Origin of the sequence: Sphingomonas sp. IBVSS2 (assembly GCF_002127225.1) — a bacterium.
Classification (GTDB): Bacteria; Pseudomonadota; Alphaproteobacteria; order Sphingomonadales; family Sphingomonadaceae; genus Sphingomonas.
The window spans coordinates 354,314-378,568 of sequence record NZ_NFUR01000005.1; the positions used below are offsets into that span (position 1 = coordinate 354,314).

Below are 24,255 nucleotides of genomic sequence, written 5' to 3' on the forward strand. Positions count from 1 at the left end.
AAACGCCGGGCCCCTTCTCTTTGCCGGCCCCCTTCTCCTTGGGCGTGTCGCTCAGGCGGCGCGGGCGGCCTTGAGCGCGTTGCCCCACCAGGCGATCTCGTCGAACAAGGTGGCGCGCGCGGCGGCGAGATGGGGATAGTCGTCCAGCGTCTTGCCCTGCTGCAGGATGCCGAGGAACGGCTCCATGCCCACATTCACCTCGGCCCTGATCGGCGCCATGTGCAGCTCGACCGCGATGCCGCGCAGCTGCTCGATCGCACGGGCGCCGCCGACGCCGCCATAGCCGACGAACGCCACCGGCTTGCGGCGCCATTCGAAGGTGGCGGAATCGAGCGCGTTCTTCAGCACCGCGGTGGGCCCGTGATTATATTCCGCAGCGGTGACGATGAAGCCGTCATATCTGCCGACCTTCTGGCGCCAGGCCTCGGCAGCAGGGTGCGAATAGACGCCCTGGGTCCAGGATGGGGGGACGGGCTCCTCGAACAGCGGCAGATTCTGGTCGCGCAGGTCGAGGATATCGAGCGTGAAGTCGTCGCGCGCGGCGGCACCGGCGGCGATCCATTGGGCGGGAACGTCCGCGAAACGCTGCGGGCGGGTGCTGCCGATGATGAGTGCGAGGTTGAGCATGGAAATTTCGACCCTTTCCGGTTACGAATCGTAACAGGGGATCAAATGATGCGGTGGGCGCATCGCCACAAGGAGGCACATTTCTGGAACCCAGGCACATGCATGTAAGCGGCGGGCAGATAGGCGGACAGCACCAGGGCTGTACGCCGGTGCGCGAGATCCTCGCCAAGATCGGCGACAAATGGAGCATCCTGACGATCATGATGCTGAGCGGCGGCACCAGGCGGTTCAGCGAGCTGCAGCGCGGGATCGAGGGCATCTCGCAGCGGATGCTGACGCTCACCCTGCGCGGGCTGGAACGCGACGGGCTGGTGATGCGCGAAGTGTTCCCGACGATCCCGCCGCGGGTGGAATATACGCTGACGCCGCTGGGGCGCTCGCTCCAGCAGCCGGTGACTGCGCTCGGCCAATGGGTGACGGCGAACCTGCCGGAGATCGATGCGGCGCGGCGCCGGTTCGATGCGTCGGCGGAGGATCGGGCGGGCAGTTGACGGAAGAAGCCTGGCGGATGTGCCGGGCTCCTTCCGTCCTGTTTCAGGCAAAGGCGCGGCGGAACAGCGACAGGCCGTGGAATTCGAGCGCCGCGAGCCCCGCCACCGCCAGTGCCTGGACGGCCAGGAAGGCGGCGCCGAGCGGATTCGGCGCGAGCAGGGCGATCACCGCGAAGCTGGCCGCGGTCCAGCCCAGGTTGAGCAGGGCGATGGCGCGAACCGGCCATTCGACCCGGTCGGTCCGGCGCGCCGCCCAGAGCATGAACGCAGCCGAGGGGAAGAGCAGCAGCCCGGCCTCGAACAGCAGCGCCGCGGGCAGGCCGAGCAACCCGGCGAGCGGTCCGGCGCCGGCGGCGAGCAGCGCGCCCATCGCCAGGCAGGTGACTGCGTCGATGGTGAGCACGGTGCGGAGGAAATGGATCGGATTGGTCATGGGTCGTCTCCCTTGCTGGTGATGACGCAAGGCTGACGGCATCGGCGCACCCGGTCGATTACGCGGGAGGTAATGGAAACCGGCGCGGCTTGCGGGCAGAGAAGCGGCGAAGGAGACTATCCGTGCAGCCAGCCGTCCGCCCGCTCGGCGACCAGATCAGGGAATGGCGCCGCCGCCGCCGGCTGAGCCAGATGGACCTGGCGCTGGATGCGGAGATATCGACCCGGCATCTGAGCTTCATCGAGACCGGGCGCACCCGGCCGAGCCGCGAGATGGTGCTGCGCCTGGCCGACCAGCTCGCGCTGCCGCTCCGCGAACGCAACACGATGCTGCTCGCGGCGGGGTTCGCGCCGCTCTATGCTCAGCGGGCGCTCGACGATCCTGCCCTGGCGGCGGCGCGGCGGGCGATCGACCTGGTGCTGAAGGGGCACGAGCCCTGGCCGGCGCTGGCGATCGACCGGCATTGGCATCTGATCGCGGCCAATGCGGCGGTCGAGCCGCTGCTCGCCGGCTGCGCCCCGCACTTGCTGGCGGGGCCGGTCAACGTGCTGCGCCTGAGCCTGCACCCCGAGGGGCTGGCGCCGCGGATCCTGAACCTCGCCGAATGGCGCGCGCACCTGCTCGAGCGGCTGCGGCGCCAAGCGATGACCACCGGCGACCAGGCGCTGGAGGCGCTGGTCGTCGAGCTGGAGGGCTATCCCTTTCCCGACGGGGCGGGGCAGCTGGAGGATATGGGCGGGGTGGCGATCCCGCTGCGGCTCGCCACCCCGCTGGGCGACCTCAGCTTCATCAGCACCACCACCGTATTCGGCACGCCGCTCGACGTGACGCTGGACGAACTGGCGATCGAGGCCTTCTATCCGGCGGACGCGATGACGGCGGAGCGGCTGCGGGGGGTGCATTGAAATTCCTCCTCCGGCTTGCTGGGGGAGGAACTTGGAGTTCACCGCCCGTCGTCGCTCCAGTGCGGCGGGTCGCTGAGCAGCTTGATCACACCATAGGTCGCGCCGATCCGATGGAGATCGGTGTTGGTGTCGCCCGAGCGCGGTGCGCCGATCTCGCGCGGCTTGCCCTGCTTGTCCCGCACCTTGATCGTGCCGTTCCAGCCGATCGTCATGTCGATCGCACGGCCTTCGATATGGCGCGAAGTGAGCGAGGGCTCGAAGGCGATCTGGAACAGGTCGCACATCGCCTGCGCACCGGCCTTCGACCTGGCGAGGTCGCCATGATCCCATCGGATATCCAGGCCGGGCAGGGCGGGGACCTTGTTCGGCGCGACCAGCCCCTTTGCCACCCGCCAGCTGTAATGCATCAGCTGCGCGCGGAGGGCGTTGCGGCGCGTGGCGGAGATCGTGACGCTGGCGCCCGCATCCTTCAGCGCCTTCAGAAAGGCGGTGACGTTGTCGCGGAAGGGCTGGACCAGGTCGGCGACGGCGGCGCTGTTCGGATATCTGGCCTGGTTGGCGTTCCACCAGTCCGCACCCGCGAACGGCGGGCGGGTGCCCTGGCCGGCGGCGAGCGCGAGCCAGGTCCTGCCGCCGGGGCCGATCAGGCCGTCCGGCCTGGCCGCACCCAGCACCTGTGCCTGGTAGCCGGTGATCGCCGCAATGGTGAGCGTGCCGCATTCGCCGCTGGTCGGGAGCAGCTTCTGGCCGGTGGCGCCGAGCCAGTCGTTGAGGAGGTGCTGGACGACCAGTACGTCCGCCAGGTCGTTGACGCCGTTCTTCCCTACCGATGCGCCGATGGGCATGTGATCCCTCCCTTGAGATTCCCCTCCTTGGAAGGGAGGGGTTAGGGGTGGGTAGATGCGCACGATATGGCAGCCGTTCGCCCGCCTTTACCATATCGCCAGGACACGACCCACCCCCAACCCCTCCCTTCCAGGGAGGGGAGCTTGTGAGTCGTATCGGCTGAAATCCTACATTGAAAGCAGGTCGGAGAGCGCGCGGGAGATGCTTGCGAGCGTATAGGGCTTCTGGGTGACGAGCGCAGCGGCATGCTCGCCGGGAAGCTTGAGCTGCTCGCCATAGCCGGTGGCGAAGAGGAAGGGCACCTGGGCGGCGATGAGGTCGTCGGCAAGCGGCAGGCTGGTCTCGGCGCCGAGATTGACGTCGAGCACCGCGGCTTCGAACGTTTCGCGGGCGATCTCCTCGCGCGCCTGGGCGAGCGTGCCGGCGGTAACCACGCGGTGGGCACCCAGGCGCGTGAGAATGTCCTCGGCGTCCATGGCGATGATCAGACTGTCCTCGACCAGCAGCACCACGCCCGAGAGCAGCTTGGGCACGGCGGTGCCCGGCGCGGGTGCGGATGGCGCCGCGGGATGGCCCGCGCGGCTCGGGTCGATCTCGATATAGCGGGCGGGCACCCGGAAATCGGCTTCGAGCCCGGTGAGCGGATAGCGCACGTCGGCGCGGCCGCCCAGGTCATAGGGGATCGAGCGCGTGATGATCGTGGTGCCGAAGCCTTGCCGTTTCGGCGGTTGCACGGCGGGGCCGCCGCGCTCGCGCCATGCGATCGCCAGGTCGCCGTCGCGCTCGATCCGCCAGCCGATATCGACCGAGCCGCTGTCCGAGAGCGCGCCATATTTGGCCGAGTTCGTCATCAGCTCGTGCAGTACCAGCGCCAGCGCCGAGAAGGCCTGGGGATGGAGCAGCACCGCCGGCCCGTCGGTCTCCACCCGGCCCGCCTTGCCGGCGAGATAGGCGGCGGCCTCGGTCTCGATCAGGCGGAGCAGGGGCGCGGCGGACCAATTGTCCTGCGTGATCTGGTCGTGCGCGCGGGCGAGGCTCTCGATCCGGCCTTCGAGCAGGTGGATGGTGTTGCGGGCATCCGCCTCGGGATCGAGCGACTGGCGGACCAGGCCGCGGATCAGGCTGAGGATGTTGCGGACGCGGTGGTTCAGCTCCGCGATCAGCAGTTCCTGGCGCTCGGAGAAGCGGCGGCGCTCCTCCTGGGCTTCGTCGCTGAGGCGCAACACGACTTCGATCAGCGACGCGCGCAGCATCTCGGCGACGCGCAGTTCGGCGTTCGAGAAGGGCTCGGAGCGGCCGCGGACTTCCTGGCTCCACAATTCGAAGCTCTTGCGCGGCGTGAGGCGCGGGCCGTTGGGGCCGAGCTGCGCGGGCTTGTGCGGGTCGCCGGCCCATTTGACCGTGCGGATCTTCTCCTGGCGGAACAGCAGCACGTAATCGCGCGGGCGGCGCGAGATCGGAATCGCGAGCAGTCCGGCGGCGACATCGTCATAGTCGGCGGCGGCGGGAAGAGTGTCCGCGAGGCGATCGGTCGAGAAGATCCTGCCCGCGGCCATTGCGTTCAGTCGGCGGGTGATCGCCGAGAATGCGGCGGCCGGCGGCGTCATGCCGGAAGAGGAGACCTTGCCGTCGAGCCAGATCGCGATGCCGTCGCACGGCACGGTTTCGCGCATCATCGTGCCGAGCCATTCGGGATTGTCGAGCAGCGTCGAATCGCCGGCCACCGCGGCGAGCAGCCGGTCGCTGGCGGAACGCGCCGCCAGCTCATAGGCGGCCAGCTCCTTGCGCTCGCGGCTCTCGAGCTTGAGCGCGAACATCTGGCCGAACAGCTCGGCGATCGAGCGCCGTTCGAAGCTGGGGCAGCGCGCGGCATAGTGATGGCAGGCGAACAGGCCCCAGAGCTGGCCCTCGACGATGATCGAAATGGAGAGCGAGGCGCCGACGCCCATGTTCTTCAGATATTCGATATGGATCGGCGAGACCGATCGCAGCACCGATAGCGAAAGGTCGATCGGGGCGCCGCGCTCGTCGAGCCGGGGCAGCACGGGCACCGGCTCGGCATTCACGTCGGCGATGATGCGGAAGGGCGTGCGGACATAGAGCTTGCGCGCCTGTTGCGGGATGTCGCTGGCGGGGTAGCGCAGGTCGAGAAAACTGCCGATGCCGGTGCGGGCAGCCTCGGCCACCACCACGCCCGAACCGTCCCGATCGAAGCGATAGACCATCACCCGGTCGAAGCCGGTCAAGGCGCGGACCTGGCGGGCGCCCTCGCGATAGAAGGCGGCGGCGTCGGCGGTCTCGTCGAGCCGCGCCATCATCGCGCGGATCGCCGAGCCGATATCGGTGGAGGCGTCCTCGCTGCAATCCTCGCCTTCCAGCACGATCGTGTCGCCGATCATGTGCAGCGCGAAATCGAAGCAACGGCCGCTGGCGATCCGCAGCCCGAAGACGCGCTCGACCGCGTCGCCGCCGCGCAACATGGCGAGGCGGTTGCGCAGGGTGTGGACGGCGTGCTCGCCGAGCAGCGGGATGGCGGAAGTGCCGAGCAGGTCGTCGGCAGGTTTTTCGAGGAATTGCTCGGCATTGGCCGAGACGCGGCGGATCAGCCAGTCGACCGAAAGCGCCAGCAGGAAGCCGAAGGGCTGGACGGCGCCCAGCGCGTGAATCGGCTCGCGATCGCAATTGGTGAGATCGACCTCGAAATCGCTGTTACTGGCCAATCTCTGCCTTTCGCCATTTCTCCGCCGAACGCTCGAACGCCGTGAAAGTGGCAAGCGCCGCGGTGATCGCCGCCTCGAGCGCGGCGGGCTCGTGCAAGAGACGATCGATAACCGTCAGTAGTTGTTGCCACTTTTCGGTGCGCTGATCTGCATCAAGATAGGCACGGGGAAATCCGGCGGGCAGGCGCCGGGCAAGGAATTTCCCGCCGAGGCGCGAACCTTCGAGGACGTAGAGGGTGCCGGCGATCCAACTATCGTCATCCCGGCGAACGCCGGGATCTCGTGCGGCTCCTTCCTCGCCCTCCTGCCCGAGATCCCGGCGTTCGCCGGAATGACGGCTTGAGGCGGGCTTCGGGAGATGGGCCAGGTCCTCGCGCAGCAGATGCCCCCGCTTGCGCTCTTCCCAATCGTCGACCACCCGATCGCCCGGAAGCGCCGCTTCCAGCGCCCACACCACATCGGCATGGGCCGCGAGGAAGCGGGCATAGCTTTCCCGGTGGGTCAGGTCGAAACCGGCAAAGGCCGTATCCACCCGGTCATGCGCCGCGGACGTCGCTGCACGCAGCGCCTGGCGGGTGGGGTTCAAGCGAAGACGCGCTCGAAGATCGTGTCGACCTGCCTGAAATGATAGCCGAGGTCGAACTTGTCCTCGATTTCCGCCGGCGAGAGTGCCGCGGTCACTTCCGGATCGGCCTTGAGCAGCTCGAGCAGCGAGAGTTCGCCGTCCGATTCCCACACCTTCATCGCATTGCGCTGGACCAGCCGATAGCTGTCCTCGCGGCTGACGCCGGCCTGGGTAAGGGCGAGAAGCACGCGCTGGGAATGCACGAGGCCGCCCATTCGATCCAGGTTCTTCTGCATGCGCGCCGGATAGACGAGCAGCTTGTCCATCACGCCGGTGAGGCGGGCCAGGGCGAAGTCGAGCGTGATCGTCGCGTCCGGGCCGATATAGCGCTCGACCGAGCTGTGCGAGATGTCGCGCTCGTGCCACAGCGCGACATTCTCCATCGCCGGGATCGTCGCGCTGCGGACCATGCGGGCGAGGCCGGTGAGATTCTCGGTCAGCACCGGGTTGCGCTTGTGCGGCATCGCCGACGAGCCCTTCTGGCCCGGCGAGAAATATTCCTCGGCCTCGAGCACTTCGGTGCGCTGCAGATGGCGAACCTCGATGGCGAGGCGCTCGATCGAGCTCGCGATCACGCCGAGAGTCGCGAAGAACATCGCATGGCGATCGCGCGGGATCACCTGGGTCGAGACCGGCTCGACCGCGAGCCCGAGCTTGGCGGCGACATGCGCTTCGACGCGCGGATCGATATTGGCGAAGGTGCCGACCGCGCCCGAAATGGCGCAAGTGGCGATATCCGCGCGGGCGGCGACGAGGCGCTCGCGGTTGCGCTTGAACTCGGCATAGGCTTCGGCGAGCTTGAGGCCGAAGGTGACCGGTTCGGCATGGATGCCGTGGCTGCGGCCGATCGTCGGCGTGAGCTTGTGTTCATATGCGCGGCGCTTGAGCACTTCGAGCAGCTGATCGAGATCGGCGAGCAGGATGTCGCTGGCGCGGGCGAGCTGGACGGCGAGGCAGGTGTCGAGCACGTCCGAGCTGGTCATGCCCTGGTGCATGAAGCGGGCCTCGTCGCCCACCTGCTCGGCCACCCAGGTGAGGAAGGCGATCACGTCGTGCTTGGTAACCGCCTCGATCGCGTCGATCGCAGCGACGTCGATGGCCGGGTTGGTCGCCCACCAGTCCCACAGCGCCTTGGCGGCGCTCTTCGGCACCACGCCCAGTTCCGCCAGGGCCTCCGTCGCGTGCGCCTCGATCTCGAACCAGATACGGAAGCGCGCCTCGGGCGACCAGATGGCGGTCATTTCAGGGCGCGAATAACGGGGAACCATTGCAAGCCTTTCGCCGGGGGTATGGCGCGCCCCTAGCAAGCGTGCCTCAGACTTTCCACCGAAAGCGGCCGGTGATCGGCCAATCGAGCAGCGCATCCTCCTCGCGCGCGCCCCGGCCGATATTGTGGAGGATCATCGGCGCGCGGGCGCCGGGCAGGTCGGAGACCAGCCCGATATGCGTGCCGGTGCCGCCGATGCCGTTCGCCGGCGCGGAGGTGAAGATGTCGCCGGGCTGCCAGCCCTTGCCGTCCGCCGGGATCGGCAGCCGGGCACCGGCGCGGGCGAGGAAGACGGCGAGATTGGGCACGCGCCGATGGTCGATGCTCGGATCGGGGCGGGAAAGGCCCCATTTGCGCGGATAGGCGACGAAAGCGCGCTTCATGTCGGCATTGACCAGCGCCTGGATATCTATCCCGAAGGCATCGCGATAGGCGCGGATCACCACATCGGTGCACACGCCCTTCTCGCGCGGCACGTCGCCGCCAGGGAAGGGCAGGCTGGTATAGGCGCTGTCATAGCGGCGCGTGACGCCGACTTGGGTGCGGGCGGCGGCGATCAGCTTGGCGGCGGGCGTGCTCGCGGGAAGGTGCGGCTGGTCGACCGTGCCCGATGCCTGGGGCGCACCGTGGCAGCCGGCAAGGCCGGCGGTCATTCCGAACAGCAGCGTCCGACGGTCGATCATGACGCCCATCCTGCCGCAGCCGTTGCCGAGGCGCCACAGCGCAAATGAAATGCGATGAATCGAGCTGCATCGGGGGCGTGTTGAGGCTAGTGCTAGTGAAATCGGGAACATCGTCTCAAGATCATTGGTTGATAGAGTGGTTGTTCAAAATACAATCGGGCTGGAAATGAAATATAATTCCTGAGTAGAATAGGAGATAAGCTTATGCTGAAGCCGATGCTTCTTGCTACATCTATATTTTTCGTAATTCCTGCTGTTGCGCAGGAAGCTCCCGCGCAGGACAAGCCTGCGCAGACTGTCCCGGCGCCCGAGCAGGCGACTCCGCCAGTTACCAGTGACGATGCGGCGCCCGCCGCCCAGGGCCAGGCTGCAGCCCCGGCCACGACTGCCGAGGCGATGCCGGCGCCCGCCGAGCCTGCGACTCAGCCTGCCGAGGTGGCGAGCGCGCCTGCCGCGGCTCCGGCCGCCCAGCCGGCGGCGACGCAGGAACAGGTCGCCCAGGCGGTGGGTCGCGACTTCGGCGGCTATGACAAGGATAGTGATGGCAAGCTGAACGCCACCGAGTTCGCGGCCTGGATGGGCGATCTGCGCAAGGCGTCGGAGCCCAGCTTCCAGCCCGGCAGCGCCGAGGCGAGCAGCTGGACGAACCAGGCATTCGCCAGCGCCGATACCGACAAGAACGCCTCGGTGAACAAGCAGGAGCTCACCGTGTTCCTGACCCCGAAACAGCCGGGCTAACCCCCTTTCGTCGCGCCTGAATACGCATGGCGCTTATTCCCGAACGGCCGCCGGGCTTGCCTCCGGCGGCCGTTTGGTTACTCAGGGCGCGAGGCGGAGCAGGGCATCCTTGCCCGGCCGGATCAGCAGTACCGCTCGCGAGAGCAGGTCGAAGCCGAGCAGGGCGTCGCGGCCTGCGCCCGTGCGGCGGGCGCTCTGCACGTGCAGCGGCCTGCCGCCGAGCGTGAGCGTCAAGGGGCCGACCAGTTCGGCGGCCTCCGCGATGCCGGCGACGCCGCTATGCGCCTCCGCGCCAAGGACAGGGACATCGGGCGCGAACTCAGCGGGCAGGCTCGTTCGCCACGCGCCGCTGTCGACGAGGAAGTCGGCTTGGCTGCCGTCCGATGCGCTGGCCGGCGCATAGGGGCGATACCCCTTGCCCATCGGCACCGCCACGCCGTCCAGCGTGCAGGCGGGGTCGGCCGGTGGCGCCAGAGTCGCGATGCCCAGCGCGAAATCGATGCGGAGGCAATCGGGGTCGGCGAAGGATTGCGGGCTGATCACTCCGTCGATACCGAGCGGGTCGAGCATGCCGATCTGCATCACTGCCAGTCGCGGAAACCGGCGCCGCACGGTGCCGATGGTGATGTCGACCTGCTCCAGCGTACGGCCGGTGACCGGCCTGCCGCCGCTGTCATGCCCGGCAATGGCTGCACCCGGGACGAGGCCGGTCGCATCGGCGAACCGGGGCGCGATCACCGTGAGGCCGGCGCCGGTATCGAGCAGGAAGGTTCCCGGCCGGCCCGCGATGACGGCGTGGACGATCGGCAGCCGGCCGCCGACCGGGCGCCCGCCGAGCGTTTCGGGGCGCTCGATCGCGAAATGCGGCAGCTCGGGCGCGGCACCGAGCAGCAGGGCGAGGGCGGGAAGCGCAAGGGCGCGAAGCATGGCGGGATGGTATCGGGCGAGCTGTGGTGCCGCAATGACAGGCTGGATCGCTCGCTAGATCAGCCCCTGGCCCCGCAGCGACGCATGCCCGTCGCGCCCCATGATGATGTGGTCGTGCACGCCGATCCCCAGCCCCTTGCCCGCGGCCATGATCTGGCGGGTGATCTCGATGTCGGCGCGGCTGGGTGAGGGGTCGCCGGAGGGATGGTTATGGACGAGGATCAGCGCCGCGGAGCCGAGCTCGATCGCGCGGCGGATCACTTCGCGGACATAGACGGCGGCCTCGTCGATCGTGCCTTCGCCCATCAGTTCGTCGCGGATCAGCATGTTCTTGGAATTGAGATGGAGGACGCGGAAGCGCTCGATCGCGTGATGGGCCATGTCGGCGCGCAGATAGTCGAGCAATGCCTGCCAGTTGGCGAGCACCGGGCGCTCGGCGACCTCGGCGCGCAGCAGGCGGAGCGCCGCGGCATGGGCGGTCTTCAGGGCGGCGACGCTGGTCTCGCCCATGCCCTTCACGCGGGCGAGCGCCTCGGCATCGGCGGTGAGAAGTCCGGCGATGCCGCCGAATTCGTGGAGCAGCGCCTTGGCCAAGGGCTTGGTATCCTGCCGGGGAATCGCCAGTGCGAGGAGGTATTCGACCAGTTCGTGATCGAGCAGCGCGTCCGGCCCGCCCTCGAACAGGCGGCGGCGCAGGCGCGCGCGGTGGCCGCTATTGTCGGAAGGCTCGGACATGCCCGGCTTGTTCCTGCAAATGCGCCGTTATTCAAGGCGAGGATTTCGCCGATTTGGCGGCGAGACCTGACCCGGAGTTGACTCGGTCCGCCAGCGTTCCTAAAGCGCCCGAGCAACGCGGCCGAACAGCCGGCGATGCTTGTATGTCGTCGGCGCTGTCGGCGGCTTTTTTCATATCTGGAACGCCTTGACCGCCTTGACCCAAGACCGTGCTCCGAGCGACCTTGACCGCCGCATCGCCGATGCGAAGGCGGCCGAGGCTGCGCGCACCGGATCGGCGGTTCCCAAGGCGCCTGCCGACGCCAAGGGCTACAAGCAGGGTTCGCGCGTGCTGATGGACCTGATCGGCATGCCGCTGGGCGGTGGAATTCTGGGGTATGCGCTGGACAGCTGGCTGGGCACCAGTCCGTGGCTGCTGCTGACCCTGCTCGTGCTGTCGATCGCGGCGGCTTTCCGCAACATCTACAAGATCTCGAAGGAGCGCGTTGAGTGAGCGCCGGCGCAATCAATCCGATGGAGCAGTTCGAGGTCGGCAAGCTGATCAAGTTCGATCTGCTTGGCTATGATCTCTCGTTCACCAACTCGGCCCTGTTCATGTTCGTCGTGGCGGCGCTGCTGTTCGTGTTCATGATGGGCGGGATGAAGCGCGCGCTGATCCCGGGCAAATGGCAGCTGATGGCCGAAGGCGCGGTGGGCTTCATCGATTCGATGGTGAACACCAGCATCGGCAAGGGCGGCAAGAAGTTCGCCCCGTACATCTTCTCGCTGTTCTTCTTCATCCTGTTCGCCAATCTGGTGGGCATCCTGCCGCTGGCGGTGGTGCCGGGCCTGCACACCTTCGCGGTGACCAGCCACATCACGGTGACCGCGGTGCTGGCCTTCTTCTCGTTCGCCATCGTGCTCGCGGTCGGCTTCTGGAAGCACGGCCTGAAGTTCTTCGGCCTGTTCGTGCCGCACGGCGCGCCGCTGTGGCTGATGCCGGTGATCATCCCGGTGGAATTCATCTCGTTCATGGTGCGCCCCTTCTCGCTGGGCCTGCGACTGTTCGTCGCGATGACCGCGGGGCACATCCTGCTCGAAGTGTTCGGCAGCTTTGCGGTGCAGGGCCTGAACGCCGGCGGGATCGGCTATGGCGTCTGGTTCGCCTCGATGCTGATGATCATCGGCGTGAGCGCGCTCGAACTGCTGGTCTGCGCGATCCAGGCCTATGTGTTCGCGCTGCTGACCTCGCTCTATCTCCACGACGCGGTGCACCTGCACTAAGTCGCGCTGTTCGTTTGTTTTTTTGGATTACGTAGGGAGCTTGAAATGACTGACGTTGGTGCAATGTACATCGGTGCCGGCCTCGCGGCGATCGGCATCGGCCTGGCCGCGCTCGGCGTGGGCAACGTGTTCGGTTCGTTCCTCGAGGGCGCGCTGCGCAACCCGGGTGCCGCCGACGGCCAGCAGGGCCGCCTGTTCATCGGCTTCGCCGGTGCCGAGCTTCTGGGCCTGATCGCGTTCGTCGTCGCGATCCTGATCCTGTTCGTCGTCAAGGGCTAAGGTCGAAGGACAGCCGATGCCGCAGCTATCCCAAATCCCTGAGATCTACGCGTCGCAGCTCTTCTGGCTCGCGATCGTGTTTGCGCTCATCTATTTCGGGATCGGCAAGGCGATGGTTCCGAAGATCGAGCGTACGGTCGAAGACCGCAACGCCCGCATCGCCGGAGACCTCGCCGCGGCCGAGGCTGCCCGAGATGCGGCCCATGCGTCCGACGCGGCATATGAGTCCGGGCTGGAATCGGCCCGGACCACCGCGCTCGCGACGCTGAGCCAGGCCAAGGACAAGGCGACCGCCAAGTCCGAGGCCGAAGTGAAGAAGGGCGATGCGGCGTCCGAGGCGAAGATCGCCGAGGCCACCGTGCGCATCGAGGCTACCAAGACCCAGGCGCTGGGCGAGATCGAGGCCGGGACGGTGGATGCCGTCCAGGAGATCGTCGCCAAGCTCTCGGGCGTGACGGCCGACCGCGCGTCGGTCACCAAGCAAGTGAAGGCAGCGCTGGCCAATGGCTGAACAACCCCATGGCCTGAAGGCGGAGACCGGCACCGTGGAACTGCATCATGAGCCGGCTGCGTTCGGCGTGATCACCGCGCCGATGTTCGTCGCCATCGCGATGCTCGTCGTCCTCGGCATCGTGCTGTGGAAGCGCGTGCCGGCGATGATCGGCAAGATGCTCGACGCCAAGATCGATTCGATCCGCAAGCAGCTCGACGACGCGACTGCGCTCCGGACCGAGGCGGAGGCCGAGCTGGCCCAGGCCAAGGCGCGGAACGCCGCGAGCGCGGCGGATGCCGCGGCGATCGTCGAGCATGCCGAGGCCGAGGCCAAGGCGCTGCTGAAAAAGGCCGAGGCGGACGCCAAGGAACTGACCCGGCGCCGCGCCAAGATGGCCGAGGACAAGATCGCCGCCGCCGAGCGCGCCGCGATCGCAGAGGTCCGCGCCAGGGCGGCCGATGCCGCCGCCGCCGCCGCCGCCGCGATCATCGCGGAGAAGCATGGTGCCGAAGCCGACAAGAAGCTCGTCGACCAGACGATCGCCGGGCTCGGCCGCCTGAACTGATGTGAACGCGGGGCTGGCTTCCGGTTCGGCCCCCAGTTCAGGCGCGGATGGCAACACCGTCCGCGCCCGCCTCGATCCGGGGCTGATCGCGCTCCTCATTTCCTTCGCATTGCTCGCCGCGGCGCTGGTCGGGGCGCTTTTCCTCGTGCGGGGGCAGCAGCAGGCGCAGCACTGGGTCTCGCATACTCTCGAGGTCGAGGAGCAGCTGAGCAGCGTGCTCTCCGGCGTGCAGCAGGCCGAGACCGGCCAGCGCGGCTATCTGATCACGCGCGATCCCGCCTATCTGGAGCCGTTCACCAGCGGCGGGCACGGCCTGCACCAGGAACTCGCCGAGCTGCGCGCGCTGGTATCGGACAGCCCGGAGCAGAGCGCCCGCGCCGCGACGTTGCAGCGGCTCGTCGAGGATCGGCTCGACCGGCTCACCGATTTCGTCGAGATGATCCGCCGGGGCGACACGGCCGGCGTCGCCGCGGGGGTGAAGTCCGGAGTCGGGCTCGGCCAGATGCGCCGGATCCGTACGCTCGTCGCGGAGATGCGGACCCATGAGGCGGGGCTGTTCGCGGTGCGCAGCGACAGCGCGGCCTGGCAGGCGGGGCTGCTCACCCTATGGCTGGCGGTGACGGCGATCGCCGTGGCGGTGGTTGCCTATTTCGTCACCCGATCGGCGATCCGGCGTGCCCATGCCGCCGCATCGGCGCGCGACGCCGCGGAGGCGGCGCATGCTCGGCTGCTGGCCGAGAGCGCGCAGCGCGAGGCGGCGGAAGCGCAGCTGCGCCAGCTCGGCAAGATGGAGTCGATCGGCCAGCTCACCGGGGGCATCGCGCACGACTTCAACAATATGCTGGCGATCGTGATCGGCTCGCTCGACATGGCCAAGCGCCGCATCGGCAAGGATCCGGCCAAGGCTGCCCAGTCGATCGACAGCGCGCTCCAGGGGGCCGAGCGCGCGGCGCAGCTCACTTCGCGCCTGCTCGCCTTCGCCCGGCGCCAGCCGCTGGCGCCGGCGGCGCTCGACGCGAACCGGCTGGTGGCGGGCATGTCCGAGCTTCTGCGCCGCACGATCGGCGAGACGATTCGCTTCGAGACGGTGCTGGCGGGCGGGCTCTGGCCGGCCTTTATCGACGCGGGGCAGCTGGAGAACGCGCTGGTCAACCTGTGCGTCAACGCCCGCGACGCGATGCCCGAAGGCGGGCGGCTGACGATCGAGACGGCCAATACCTATCTCGACGATGCCTATTCGGCGCACCACGCCGAAGTGACGCCCGGGCAATATGTGATGGTGTCGGTGACCGACACCGGCACCGGCATGAGTGCCGAAGTGATCGAGCGCGCCTTCGACCCCTTCTTCTCCACCAAGGAAGTGGGCAAGGGCACCGGGCTCGGGCTCAGTCAGGTCTATGGCTTCGTCAAGCAGTCCGGCGGGCACGTGAAGGTCTATTCGGAGCTCGGCGTCGGCACGATCGTGAAGCTCTACATCCCTCGCCATTTCGGCGAGGAGGACCGGCGCACGGTGCCGGCGCCGGAGGCCGAGCTGCCGCGCGGCGGGGGCGAGATCGTGCTCGTGGTAGAGGATGAGGAGCAGGTGCGGATCATGTCGGTCGATGCGCTGCGCGAGCTCGGCTATGTCGTGATCCACGCCTCCGGCCCGGTCCAGGCGCTGGCGATGCTGGGCGAGCATCCGGGCATCGACCTGCTGTTCACCGACATCGTGATGCCCGACATGACCGGCCGTACGCTTGCCGAGCGGATGCGCGAGAAGCTGCCGCACCTGCCGGTGCTGTATACGACCGGCTATACGCGCAACGCGATCGTCCATAACGGCATGCTCGACCATGACGTCGATTTCCTGGCCAAGCCGTTCAGCATCGCCCAGCTCGCGGTGAAGGTGCGGCAGGTGCTCGACGGCGGGAAGTGACGCGCCGGCTGGCCGTTGCCGGTATCGCCGGCGGCTCCTAGGGTGGCGGCATGACCATCCAACGCTGGCTCCAGCTCGCCACTGCGCTCACGGCCCTGCTGCTCGTCTTCATGATCGCGGTCGCCTGGCGCAGTGCCACGGAGGAACGGCGGCGCGCGGACGATGTCGGCGCCCGTGCCCAGGCCACGATGGAACGCATCGAGGCCCGGGCGAACGCGCTGGAGAATGCGGCCGGGCGCTGACCCCCATTCCTCCCCTCCGGAGGGGAGGACCGGGCTCACGCCGCCGGCTTGCGGAACTTGTAGATGAACTGGTCGGTCTTGCCGCGGATCTCCGGCGTGAAGACATTCGCCGTGTGCGGGTCGTTCGGATTGCGCAGCAGCGGCAATTCGCCCTCGAACTTGAATCCGGCCGATTCGATTTCCGCGCGCGCGGCGGCGGGATCGATGCGGTGCAGCGTCTGCGGTACCGCGAAGTCCGGATCGGTGTTGGCGACATGGTCGATCACCAGCAGCACGCCGCCGGGCTTGAGCGAATCATAGAGCTTCTTCGCGATGCCCCGGGCGGCGCCCGGTGCCGCCGCCTTGAGGTGCAGGTCGTGCCAGTTCTGCACCGTCACGATCGCGTCGAGCGGCTCCGGAAAGGCGAAGCTCCTCAGGCTGTCGCTGAGCGGCGCGACATTGGCGCGCCCCTCCGCCGCGGCCTTCTGCTCGTCGGCATAGGCGGCGCGGTACTGGATGAACTCCGCCGGCTGATAGGCATAGACCTTGCCCTTCGGCCCCACCGTCGGCGCGAGGATGCGGGTCCAATAGCCGCCGCCCATGATGAAGTCGGCCACCTTCTGGCCCGGCGCGATGCCGGCAAAGGCGAGGATCTCGCCGGGATGGCGGCCGGCGTCGCGGTCCTTCTCGGCCTGGGGGCGGCCCGCATCGCCCAGGGCGGCGGCGATGGGAGCGGGGACGGTCTGGGCATGGGCGGCGAGCGGCATGGCCAGCGCGAGCAGCGCGGCGGACAGGACGAGCTTCATGGGACGACTCTCCTAAATATGTGGGCGGAGCATCGCACATCCTCGTGACGGTTCAAGGCGTTCCCTTGCCGCCATCGCGCCTTTCGCCCGGATGGCGAGAAGGGGAGTGGCGGTCGTCCTCCGCACCCCCTAAATCCCGTGCGACGATGTCCGATCCCAACGCGCCCGACCGCTTCAACGAAGAGACCGCCACCTTCGCCGTGCGCGGCGCCGACGCCCCCGATCTCGAAGCCGGGGTGGCGGCGATCCGCAACGTGCTGAAGACGCTGCCGGCGCGGCCCGGCGTCTATCGCATGCAGGATGCGCGCGGCGACGTGCTGTACGTGGGCAAGGCGCGGGCGCTGAAGAACCGGGTGACCAACTACACCCAGGTCCAGCGGCTCTCGAAGCGGCTCCAGCGGATGGTGGCGCAGACGCGATCGATGACGATCGTCACCACCAACAACGAGGCCGAGGCGCTGCTGCTGGAAGCACAGCTGATCAAGCGCTTCCGTCCGCCCTACAACGTGCTGCTGCGCGACGACAAATCGTTCCCGTTCATCCTGCTCAGGCGCGATCATGATTTCCCGCGCATCCAGCTCCATCGCGGCGCGCGCAAGGTGAAGGGCGATTATTTCGGGCCGTTCGCGGGGGCGGGGCAGGTGCGCAAGACCCTGAATGCGCTCCAGAAGCTGTTCCTGCTGCGGAGCTGCACCGACGGCTTCTTCAACACGCGCGACCGGCCGTGCCTGCTCTACCAGATCCGCCGCTGCTCGGCGCCGTGCGTCGATCGCATCACGCCGCAGGCCTATGAGGAACTGGTCGACGACGCGCGTGACTTCCTGATGGGCAAGAAGACCCAGGTGCAGGCCAAGCTCGGCGCGCAGATGCAGGCGGCGGCGGAGAATCTCGATTTCGAACTGGCGGCGATCCTGCGCGACCGGTTGAAGGCGCTCACCTTCATCCAGGGCAGCCAGGCGATCAACGCCGAGGGCGTGGGCGATGCCGACATCTTCGCACTCGCCTGCAAGGGCGGGGTGATGGGCATCCAGGCCTTCTTCATCCGCGGCGGCCAGAATTGGGGGCATCGCAGCTTCTTCCCCGCACACACCAACGAGGTGTCCGAGGACGAAGTGCTCTCGGCCTTCCTGATGCAATTCTACGAGGAAGTGCCGCCGCCCCGGACGATCTTCGTCGATCGCGACCTGGAGGAGGCGGCGCTGCTAGCCGAGGCTCTGCGGGAACGCGCCGGGCACAAGGTGGCGCTCGGCGTGCCGCAGCGGGGGCCGCGCCGGCGGTTGCTGGAACAGGCGACGCGCAATGCGGCGGAAGCGCTCGACCGGCGGCTGGCCGAGGGGACGACCCAGGCGAAGCTGCTGGCCGAGATCGCCGACATCTTCGAACTGCCCGAGAGTCCCGAGCGGATCGAAGTGTACGACAACAGCCATATCCAGGGCACCAATGCGCTGGGCGCGATGGTCGTCGCGGGGCCCGAAGGCTTCCAGAAGAACCAGTATCGCAAGTTCAACATCAAGCGCGCCGAGACCGTGCCGGGCGACGATTACGGGATGATGCGCGAAGTCCTCGCTCGCCGCTTCGCCCGCGCGCAGGACGAGGACCCGGACCGGCAGGGCGGGAGCTGGCCCGACCTGGTGCTGCTCGACGGCGGGCGCGGGCAGCTGAATGCGGCCAAGGCGGTGCTGGAGGACCTGGGCATCGAGGACGTGTGCATGGTCGGCGTCGCCAAGGGGCCGCATCATGGGCGCGAGGGCCGCGAGGTGTTCCACCTGATGGACGGGCGCGAGCTGATGCTGCCGGTCAATTCGCCGGTGCTCTTCTATCTCCAGCGGCTGCGCGACGAGGTCCATCGCTTCGCGATCGGCGCTCATCGGCAAAAGCGTGCCAAGGCGATCGGAGCGAGCCCGCTCGACGAGGTGCCGGGGATCGGCCCGGCGCGCAAGAAGGCGCTGCTGATGCATTTCGGCACGGCGCGGGCGGTGCGTGCGGCAAGCCTCGAGGATCTGCAGAAGGCGCCCGGCGTGAGCGCGGGCGTCGCGCAGCAGATCTACGATCATTTTCATATGCGATAGATATTTTCTGCACGGATTCCGCGCGAAATCTTGTCGCTGGCCGGCTTGCCGCAGCCTCCGGGGCCGTTAGATACGGCCACGAAACGGGGGATTCTCATGTATCGTAGTGCGCTGGCGTCGATCGTGTTCCTGGGCGCGTCCGGAGTGGCGCATGCCGGCGAGAAGCCGCTCTACCAGCCGGTGCCCGATTGGGTGCAACTGGCGCCCGAACCCGCAGCCGCCGGCCTGACCGATGATGCGCCCGCGATGGTCATCGGCGACGTGCAGGCCCGCATCGCCGACGGGCAGAGCTGGACCTATCAGGAGCGTGCTACTCGCCTTGCTTCGATCCAGGCGGTTTCGCAGGCGGGCACCGTCAAGCTCGAATGGCATCCGGCGCATGGCGACCTGATCGTGCACGGCGTCGATATCCTGCGCGGTGGCAAGCGGATCGATGCGCTGAAGGGCAAGAGCTTCACGGTGTTGCGGCGCGAGCAGGGGCTCGACGAGATGCAGTTCGACGGTCGGCTCACCGCCACCCTGGCAGTGGAAGGGCTGCAGGTCGGCGACGTGCTCGACCTGCGCTATTCGGTCACCAGGAAGGATCCGGCGCTCGGCGGCAATGCGGTGATCATGGGGCCGGTCGTCGCGGAGCCGATCAAGGTCGGTTTCGCGCGGGCGCGGCTGCTGTGGCCGACGGGCCAGGCAGTGAAGTGGAAGACCTATCCGGTGGGGGCCGAGCCGCAGGTGCGCGACGCGGGCGGGTGGCACGAGCTGGTGTTCAAGCTGCCGGTCGCCCGGCAGCCGGAGATGCCGGAGCGCATGCCGGGGCGGTTCGCAAGGCCGCCGATCGCGGAGGCCACGACCTTTGCCGACTGGCAATCCGTCTCCAGGGCGATGGCGCCGCTCTATCGCGTCGACGGGCTGATCGCCCCCGGCAGCGCGCTGGCCGCGGAAGTGGCGAAGATCGCCGCGGCGGAGAAGGACCCGCGCAAGCGCACGGCGGCGGCGCTCGCCCTGGTGCAGGGCAAGGTGCGCTACCTGTTCCGCGGCATGGACAATGGCAATTACGTGCCACAGACGCCGGCCGAGACCTGGACCACCAAATATGGGGATTGCAAGGCGAAGACGCTGCTGCTGCTCGCCATCCTCCACGAACTGGGGATCGAAGCGGAGCCGGCGGCGGCGAATCTGGACAATGGCGACCTGGTCGCCGAACGGCTGGCGTCGCCCGCTGCCTTCAACCATGTCTTCGTGCTCGCCAAGGTGGGCGGCCAGCTGCTGTGGCTCGACGGGACGGGCACGGGCACGCATCTGGAGGACATAGGCGACGTGCTGCCCTTCGACTGGGTGCTGCCGTTGCGCGCCGAGGGCGCGGGATTGCTGCAGGTGCCGGCGCGTGCGCCAGTGCGGGTTACCGCGGCCAGTGTGTTCGATATCGACTTGACCGGCGGCATCGATGTTCCGGCGCCGTTCGAGGCGAAGGTGACGATGCGTGGCGCCGCCGGGGGCGTGCTGAAGGCATTGGTGAGTGTGCGCAGCCAGGAGAGCCTGCGGGACCAGTTCCGCAAGTTCGCGCCGCCAGCATTCGCCCGGGATCTGGTGCTCACCGGCAGCGAAGTGAGCTTCGACCAAGCGAATGGCACGGCGACGATCGCGCTGTCCGGCATCCTGAATTGGGGCTGGCGCTATCAGGACGGGCGTTTCCGGCTCGATGCGGCGCCGCCGATCGCCTATCCGATTCCCGATCGCACGCGCGCGACCTGGAAGGACATTCCGGTCGCCACGGGCAATCCGGTACGTACCTCGACTGCGCTGCGGGTGCGCCTGCCGGAAATGGGCGGCTATATGCTGGACGGCGATGCGGCGCTCGACGCCACCTTGCCGGGCGGCAAGCGCGTGGTGCGCCGGGCGACGCTGGTCGGCGGCCTGCTTTCGATCGATACCGAGGACGCGCAGACCGGAGGCGAGATCGCCCCGGCGGAGATTCCCGCGGCGCGCGCGAAGCTTGCCGAGCTCAACAACCGCGTGTTGCGCGTGCGGACCCTGCCGGGTGCGCCCGGTCCATGGCGCGGCGTGGAGGCCGCCAAGCGTGCCGGCAAATACGACAAGGTGCTCGCGCGCTACGCTGCCTATATCGCCGAGAAGCCCGAGGATGTTTCACGCTATCTTGCGCGCGGGCGCTTCCTGGCCAAGACGTTCGAGCGCCCGAAGGCGCTGGCCGATTTCGACAAGGCGATCGGTATGCAGGCAACGGCCGCGACCTATCGCGAACGCGCCGCGCTGCACCGGGCGCTTGGGCACAAGGCGGAGTCGCTCGCCGATCTGCGCGCGGCGCAGGAGCTCGATCCGGGCAATACGGGCACGCTCTACGCGCTGGCGAGCGAGCTTGCCAAACTGGACCGCGTGGACGAAGCGCTGGCGCTGCTCCAGCCCAGGATCGACGAGGAAGGCGAGAACCAGCCGGACCTGCTGGTGGCCAAGGGGGCCGCGCTGGGCCATGCCCGCGACGCGGCGGGCGCATTGGCGGCCTTTGACGCGGCGATCGCGAAGCGGCCGGGCAATGCCGGCTTCCTCAACGGGCGCTGCTGGATCAAGGGTACGCTGGACGTCCAGCTCGATACCGCCCTGAAGGACTGCACGCGCGCGATCGAGCTGGGATCGGGCGGCACCGCGGCGGCAGCGCTCGACAGCCGGGCCCTGGTCTATTTCCGGATGGGCCGCTTCGAGGAGGCGCTGGCCGATATCAACGCGGCGCTGGAGCAGCGGCCGGCAGCCGCGAACAGCCTGTTCCTGCGCGGCCTGATCCTGCGGCGTACCGGCGATGCCAAGACGGGGGATGCCGCCTTGGCCGAGGCCCAGCTGCTCTTCCCCCAGATCGACGAGGATTTTGCCCGCTACGGGATCAAACCCTGATTCCCGAGCGCGCATTCGGCATTTCTTCATGCCCGTGCGATAATCGGGCGCGATGGCTACCCGGGTCTTCATCACGATCGACACCGAGATCATGTGGCGGCACCATGTCGCCGGGCTCGATGTCGACACGATCGTCCAGCGCTCGCTGGAGCCCGCCAATGTGGGCGTCGCCTGGCAGCTGGAGCAGCTCGCCCGTCACGGTCTCAAGGCCTGTTTCTTCGTCGATCCGATGCCGGCGCTGGTCTATGGGCTCGACCCGATCCGGCGCGTGGTCGGCGCGATCCTGGACGCCGGGCAGGAAGTGCAGCTGCACCTCCATCCCAACTGGACCGGCGCGCATGCGGGCGACAAGGGCGCGACTTATGGCGCGTTCGAACTGATCGACTATAGCTTCGACGAGCAGATGGAACTGCTCGCGGGCGCATCGGACATGCTGGTCGCCTGCGGCGCCGCCGAACCGGTCGCGTTCCGCTCGGGCAGCTATTCGGCGAGCGACGACACGCTGGGCGCGCTGGCCCGGCTCGGCTTCGAATATGATTCCAGCCATAACGGCTCCGAGCATCCCTGGCCGAGTGCGATCGGGCTGGGGCCGCGCCAGATCGCGCCGATCGCCCATCGCGGGATCATCGAGGTGCCGGTGACGCTGATCGAGGATCGCGCCGGGCATCTGCGCCATTTCCAGATCTGCGCGCTCTCCGCCGGCGAGATGCGCGCGGCGCTCGACCATGCCGTCGTGCGCAGCCATGCGGCGGTGACGATCGTGAGCCATGGCTTCGAGCTTGCAAATCGCGCCGGGACACGGCCTAACGCCGTGCATGTGCGTCGCTTCGAAGCGCTGTGCCGCATGCTGGCCAGCCGCCGGGGGGTTCTGGTGACCGAACATTTCGCCGACAGGCCGAGGATGGCGCTCGGGCAGGACGATGCGCCGCTCGGGCCGAGCCTGTTCCGTACGCGCTGGCGCCAGGCCGAGCAGCTCTGGTCGAACCTGGTCGAGGAGCGTGCCGCGTGAACGCGATGAGCGACGTTGCCGCCGAAGCGCCCCAGGCCCGGCCCACCAGCCTGAAGTTCGAGATCGGCGCGCGTACGCTGGCGACGATCCAGCGTCATCTGGTGCGCATCCCGCTGACGCTCGACCAGGCACGCGCCGATCGGTTGCCGGCGCTGCCCCCCCTGCCGCGCGAGGCGCATGGCTATGTCGTCACTTCGCTGCCCGAGCAGCTGGTGCCGGCGCTCGTGAGCGCATCGGGCGGCATGCTGCCCTTCGTCCGGCAGCGCTACACGCGCTATTTCGCCGATTTCGGGATGGGGTTCGATGCCTGGTGGAACGGGCTCTCGTCCAATGCCCGCCAGGGCATCAAGCGCAAGGCCAAGAAGATCGCGGCGGAAAGCGGCGGCGAGCTCGATGTGCGCGCCTTTCGCGGGCCGCACGCGCTGGAGGCCTTCCACGACGTCGCCCGTCGGATTTCGCTGCGGACCTATCAGGAGCGATTGCTCGGCTCGGGCCTGCCCGACAGTCCCGAGTTCCTCGCGACGATGCTGGCGCAGGGCGCCGCCGACCAGGTACGCGCCTGGCTGCTCTACGTCGCGGGCGAGCCGGCGGCGTATCTCTATTGCCCGGTGATCGAGGGCGGCGTGGTGATCTATGCCCATGTCGGCCATGATCCGGCGTTCAACGATCTGTCGCCCGGCGCGGTGCTCCAGCTCGAGGCGATGCGCGACCTGTTCGAGGAGGGCAAGTTCGCCCGCTTCGACTTCACCGAGGGCGAGGGCCAGCACAAGCGCCAGTTCGCTACCGGCGGCGTGGCGTGCGTCGACCTGTTCCTGCTGCGCCCGTCGCTGGCCAATCGGGTGACGATGGCGGCGCTGGGCGGGTTCAACCGCGGCGTGGCCGGCGTGAAGGCGCTGGTGCACCGCGCCGGGCTGGAGAAGGTCGCGAAGAAGGTGCGCCGAGGGGCCTGATCTCCCCCTCCCTAACCTCTCCCCTGAAGGGAAGGGGCGGATTATAGACCTTCCATGCATCTGCGGGCCGAAGCCATCATCCTCTCCGTTCGCGCGCATGGCGAGCATAGCGCGATCGTGCGGGCGCTCACGGAAGAGCATGGCGTGCAGCCCGGCTATGTCCGCGGCGGGCATGGGCGGGCGCTGCGGCCGGTGCTCCAGCCGGCGAACCTGGTGCAGGGCGAGTGGCGTTCGCGGACCGAGGATGCGCTGGCCGGCTTGACGGTGGAGCTGCTCCACAGCCGCGCGGCGATGTTCTCCGAAGCGCTGCCCGCCGCCGCATTCCAATGGGCGACCGCGCTTTCCGCCTTCGCCCTGCCCGAGGGGCTGCCCTATCCGCGGCTCTACGACGCGCTGGGCGGCGTGCTCGCCGCGATCGAGGCGGCGCCGGCGGCGCGGGGCTGGGCGGTGGCGATGGTCCGCTACGAGCTGCTGCTGCTCGCCGAGCTCGGCTTCGGGCTCGATCTCGACCATTGCGCCGCCACCGGCCGCAACGACGATCTTGCCTATGTCAGCCCCAAGAGCGGGATCGCGGTGAGCCGGATCGGGGCGGAAGGCTATGAGGACCGGCTGCTCCGGCTGCCGCGCTTCCTGGTCGAGGGCGGGGAGGCGGGATGGGGCGACATCCTCGACGGCTTCAGGCTCACCGGCCATTTCCTCGAGCGCGACCTGCTGATCGGAAAGGGCGCCGAACTGCTCGCGGCGCGGGCCCGGCTGGTCGATCGGCTGAAGCGCGCTGTTGCGTGACGGCGAC

General features: G+C 68.3%; 25 protein-coding genes. 15 read left to right on the forward strand and 10 right to left on the reverse strand.

The genetic code is table 11. From position 1 onward, the window contains the following. Nucleotides 1–51: 51 nt before the first annotated feature. Entirely contained in the window at nt 52–627 is a 576-nt protein-coding gene (locus tag CAP40_RS17200) for an NADPH-dependent FMN reductase (RefSeq protein WP_086130755.1), read from the reverse strand. Between the two features lie 98 nt (nt 628–725). On the opposite strand from CAP40_RS17200, the gene CAP40_RS17205 reads away from it, so the two are divergent. Next, nucleotides 726–1,118 (forward strand): helix-turn-helix domain-containing protein, encoded by a 393-nt coding sequence (locus CAP40_RS17205; RefSeq protein WP_086130756.1) that lies wholly within the window; start codon nt 726–728, stop codon nt 1,116–1,118. A gap of 43 nt (nt 1,119–1,161) precedes the next feature. Here CAP40_RS17205 and CAP40_RS17210 read toward each other — a convergent pair whose 3' ends face one another. Continuing rightward, nucleotides 1,162–1,551 (reverse strand): hypothetical protein, encoded by a 390-nt coding sequence (locus CAP40_RS17210; RefSeq protein WP_086130757.1) that lies wholly within the window; start codon nt 1,549–1,551, stop codon nt 1,162–1,164. Nucleotides 1,552–1,673: 122 nt separating this feature from the next. Here CAP40_RS17210 and CAP40_RS17215 point away from each other — a divergent pair, with 122 nt between their 5' ends. Next, nucleotides 1,674–2,456, forward strand: a complete 783-nt coding sequence (locus CAP40_RS17215) for a helix-turn-helix domain-containing protein (protein ID WP_086130758.1) — start codon at nt 1,674–1,676, stop codon at nt 2,454–2,456. Nucleotides 2,457–2,494: 38 nt separating this feature from the next. On the opposite strand, the gene CAP40_RS17220 is transcribed toward CAP40_RS17215, so the two are convergent. The 5 genes from CAP40_RS17220 to CAP40_RS17240 form a co-directional block, all read right to left on the reverse strand. After that, a complete protein-coding gene (locus CAP40_RS17220; RefSeq protein WP_086130759.1) occupies nt 2,495–3,301 on the reverse strand; it encodes a hypothetical protein in 807 nt (268 codons plus the stop codon). Nucleotides 3,302–3,469: 168 nt separating this feature from the next. Next, nucleotides 3,470–6,022: an HWE histidine kinase domain-containing protein gene (locus CAP40_RS17225; protein WP_086130760.1), complete on the reverse strand. Its 2,553-nt coding sequence runs from the start codon at nt 6,020–6,022 to the stop codon at nt 3,470–3,472. Next, entirely contained in the window at nt 6,012–6,608 is a 597-nt protein-coding gene (locus CAP40_RS17230) for a biliverdin-producing heme oxygenase (protein WP_086130761.1), read from the reverse strand. Before CAP40_RS17230 ends, CAP40_RS17225 begins: the two co-directional genes overlap by 11 nt. Then, on the reverse strand, nt 6,605–7,915 hold the full coding sequence (purB, locus tag CAP40_RS17235) for an adenylosuccinate lyase (protein ID WP_086130762.1): 1,311 nt from the start codon (nt 7,913–7,915) through the stop codon (nt 6,605–6,607). Before purB ends, CAP40_RS17230 begins: the two co-directional genes overlap by 4 nt. Nucleotides 7,916–7,961: 46 nt before the next feature. Further along, nucleotides 7,962–8,597 (reverse strand): DUF1287 domain-containing protein, encoded by a 636-nt coding sequence (locus CAP40_RS17240; protein WP_218822167.1) that lies wholly within the window; start codon nt 8,595–8,597, stop codon nt 7,962–7,964. Nucleotides 8,598–8,801: 204 nt separating this feature from the next. Between CAP40_RS17240 and CAP40_RS20245 the strand changes: the two genes are divergently transcribed. After that, on the forward strand, nt 8,802–9,335 hold the full coding sequence (locus tag CAP40_RS20245; protein WP_144034410.1) for a calcium-binding protein: 534 nt from the start codon (nt 8,802–8,804) through the stop codon (nt 9,333–9,335). An 81-nt stretch (nt 9,336–9,416) separates the two neighbouring features. Here CAP40_RS20245 and CAP40_RS17250 read toward each other — a convergent pair whose 3' ends face one another. Then, on the reverse strand, nt 9,417–10,262 hold the full coding sequence (locus tag CAP40_RS17250; protein ID WP_086130764.1) for an aspartyl protease family protein: 846 nt from the start codon (nt 10,260–10,262) through the stop codon (nt 9,417–9,419). Nucleotides 10,263–10,316: 54 nt separating this feature from the next. Further along, the gene (gene radC / locus CAP40_RS17255) at nt 10,317–10,997 is read right to left on the reverse strand and encodes a DNA repair protein RadC (RefSeq protein WP_086130765.1); all 681 of its coding nucleotides are present in this window, start codon (nt 10,995–10,997) and stop codon (nt 10,317–10,319) included. Between the two features lie 139 nt (nt 10,998–11,136). Between radC and CAP40_RS17260 the strand changes: the two genes are divergently transcribed. The 7 genes from CAP40_RS17260 (at nt 11,137) to CAP40_RS17290 (ending at nt 15,754) form a co-directional block, all read left to right on the forward strand. Next, nucleotides 11,137–11,490, forward strand: coding sequence for an AtpZ/AtpI family protein (locus CAP40_RS17260; protein ID WP_275915674.1), 354 nt, complete (start codon nt 11,137–11,139; stop codon nt 11,488–11,490). After that, nucleotides 11,487–12,260: a F0F1 ATP synthase subunit A gene (locus CAP40_RS17265; RefSeq protein ID WP_086130766.1), complete on the forward strand. Its 774-nt coding sequence runs from the start codon at nt 11,487–11,489 to the stop codon at nt 12,258–12,260. Before CAP40_RS17260 ends, CAP40_RS17265 begins: the two co-directional genes overlap by 4 nt. 63 nt (nt 12,261–12,323) lie before the next feature. After that, nucleotides 12,324–12,539 (forward strand): F0F1 ATP synthase subunit C, encoded by a 216-nt coding sequence (locus tag CAP40_RS17270; protein WP_086130767.1) that lies wholly within the window; start codon nt 12,324–12,326, stop codon nt 12,537–12,539. Nucleotides 12,540–12,555: 16 nt separating this feature from the next. Next, nucleotides 12,556–13,050 (forward strand): ATPase, encoded by a 495-nt coding sequence (locus tag CAP40_RS17275; protein WP_086130768.1) that lies wholly within the window; start codon nt 12,556–12,558, stop codon nt 13,048–13,050. Then, nucleotides 13,043–13,597 (forward strand): hypothetical protein, encoded by a 555-nt coding sequence (locus tag CAP40_RS17280; RefSeq protein WP_086130769.1) that lies wholly within the window; start codon nt 13,043–13,045, stop codon nt 13,595–13,597. Before CAP40_RS17275 ends, CAP40_RS17280 begins: the two co-directional genes overlap by 8 nt. Nucleotide 13,598: 1 nt before the next feature. Further along, complete coding sequence (locus tag CAP40_RS17285; RefSeq protein WP_256924313.1) at nt 13,599–15,512, forward strand: CHASE3 domain-containing protein; 1,914 nt, start codon at nt 13,599–13,601, stop codon at nt 15,510–15,512. A gap of 50 nt (nt 15,513–15,562) precedes the next feature. Then, nucleotides 15,563–15,754 (forward strand): hypothetical protein, encoded by a 192-nt coding sequence (locus CAP40_RS17290; protein WP_086130770.1) that lies wholly within the window; start codon nt 15,563–15,565, stop codon nt 15,752–15,754. 35 nt (nt 15,755–15,789) lie between these two features. Here the strand turns inward: CAP40_RS17290 and CAP40_RS17295 are convergent, their stop codons facing one another. Further along, the gene (locus CAP40_RS17295) at nt 15,790–16,539 is read right to left on the reverse strand and encodes a class I SAM-dependent methyltransferase (protein WP_086130771.1); all 750 of its coding nucleotides are present in this window, start codon (nt 16,537–16,539) and stop codon (nt 15,790–15,792) included. Nucleotides 16,540–16,685: 146 nt separating this feature from the next. Here CAP40_RS17295 and uvrC point away from each other — a divergent pair, with 146 nt between their 5' ends. The 5 genes from uvrC to recO all read left to right on the forward strand — a co-directional run bounded on the left by uvrC (nt 16,686) and on the right by recO (nt 24,248). Next, nucleotides 16,686–18,608 (forward strand): excinuclease ABC subunit UvrC, encoded by a 1,923-nt coding sequence (gene uvrC, locus CAP40_RS17300; protein WP_086130772.1) that lies wholly within the window; start codon nt 16,686–16,688, stop codon nt 18,606–18,608. Between the two features lie 96 nt (nt 18,609–18,704). Beyond that, on the forward strand, nt 18,705–21,503 hold the full coding sequence (locus tag CAP40_RS17305; RefSeq protein ID WP_086130773.1) for a DUF3857 domain-containing protein: 2,799 nt from the start codon (nt 18,705–18,707) through the stop codon (nt 21,501–21,503). Nucleotides 21,504–21,555: 52 nt separating this feature from the next. After that, nucleotides 21,556–22,512: a polysaccharide deacetylase gene (locus CAP40_RS17310; protein ID WP_086130774.1), complete on the forward strand. Its 957-nt coding sequence runs from the start codon at nt 21,556–21,558 to the stop codon at nt 22,510–22,512. A 5-nt stretch (nt 22,513–22,517) separates the two neighbouring features. After that, nucleotides 22,518–23,462 carry a GNAT family N-acetyltransferase gene (locus tag CAP40_RS17315; RefSeq protein WP_086130827.1) on the forward strand — a complete coding sequence of 315 codons (945 nt, stop codon included), beginning with the start codon at nt 22,518–22,520 and terminating at the stop codon, nt 23,460–23,462. A 54-nt stretch (nt 23,463–23,516) separates the two neighbouring features. Beyond that, a complete protein-coding gene (gene recO / locus CAP40_RS17320) occupies nt 23,517–24,248 on the forward strand; it encodes a DNA repair protein RecO (RefSeq protein WP_086130775.1) in 732 nt (243 codons plus the stop codon). The last annotated feature ends 7 nt before the right edge of the window (nt 24,249–24,255 follow it).

Bases quoted from the DNA above. Each gene is read 5' to 3' on its own strand.
- CAP40_RS17200 (WP_086130755.1), bottom strand. From the start codon at position 627: ATGCTCAACCTCGCACTCATCATCGGCAGCACCCGCCCGCAGCGTTTC.
- CAP40_RS17205 (WP_086130756.1), top strand. From the start codon at position 726: ATGCATGTAAGCGGCGGGCAGATAGGCGGACAGCACCAGGGCTGTACG.
- CAP40_RS17210 (WP_086130757.1), bottom strand. From the start codon at position 1,551: ATGACCAATCCGATCCATTTCCTCCGCACCGTGCTCACCATCGACGCA.
- CAP40_RS17220 (WP_086130759.1), bottom strand. From the start codon at position 3,301: ATGCCCATCGGCGCATCGGTAGGGAAGAACGGCGTCAACGACCTGGCG.
- purB (WP_086130762.1), bottom strand. From the start codon at position 7,915: ATGGTTCCCCGTTATTCGCGCCCTGAAATGACCGCCATCTGGTCGCCC.
- CAP40_RS17240 (WP_218822167.1), bottom strand. From the start codon at position 8,597: ATGATCGACCGTCGGACGCTGCTGTTCGGAATGACCGCCGGCCTTGCC.
- CAP40_RS20245 (WP_144034410.1), top strand. From the start codon at position 8,802: ATGCTGAAGCCGATGCTTCTTGCTACATCTATATTTTTCGTAATTCCT.
- CAP40_RS17250 (WP_086130764.1), bottom strand. From the start codon at position 10,262: ATGCTTCGCGCCCTTGCGCTTCCCGCCCTCGCCCTGCTGCTCGGTGCC.
- radC (WP_086130765.1), bottom strand. From the start codon at position 10,997: ATGTCCGAGCCTTCCGACAATAGCGGCCACCGCGCGCGCCTGCGCCGC.
- CAP40_RS17270 (WP_086130767.1), top strand. From the start codon at position 12,324: ATGTACATCGGTGCCGGCCTCGCGGCGATCGGCATCGGCCTGGCCGCG.
- CAP40_RS17275 (WP_086130768.1), top strand. From the start codon at position 12,556: ATGCCGCAGCTATCCCAAATCCCTGAGATCTACGCGTCGCAGCTCTTC.
- CAP40_RS17280 (WP_086130769.1), top strand. From the start codon at position 13,043: ATGGCTGAACAACCCCATGGCCTGAAGGCGGAGACCGGCACCGTGGAA.
- CAP40_RS17290 (WP_086130770.1), top strand. From the start codon at position 15,563: ATGACCATCCAACGCTGGCTCCAGCTCGCCACTGCGCTCACGGCCCTG.
- CAP40_RS17295 (WP_086130771.1), bottom strand. From the start codon at position 16,539: ATGAAGCTCGTCCTGTCCGCCGCGCTGCTCGCGCTGGCCATGCCGCTC.
- uvrC (WP_086130772.1), top strand. From the start codon at position 16,686: ATGTCCGATCCCAACGCGCCCGACCGCTTCAACGAAGAGACCGCCACC.
- CAP40_RS17305 (WP_086130773.1), top strand. From the start codon at position 18,705: ATGTATCGTAGTGCGCTGGCGTCGATCGTGTTCCTGGGCGCGTCCGGA.
- CAP40_RS17310 (WP_086130774.1), top strand. From the start codon at position 21,556: ATGGCTACCCGGGTCTTCATCACGATCGACACCGAGATCATGTGGCGG.
- CAP40_RS17315 (WP_086130827.1), top strand. From the start codon at position 22,518: ATGAGCGACGTTGCCGCCGAAGCGCCCCAGGCCCGGCCCACCAGCCTG.
- recO (WP_086130775.1), top strand. From the start codon at position 23,517: ATGCATCTGCGGGCCGAAGCCATCATCCTCTCCGTTCGCGCGCATGGC.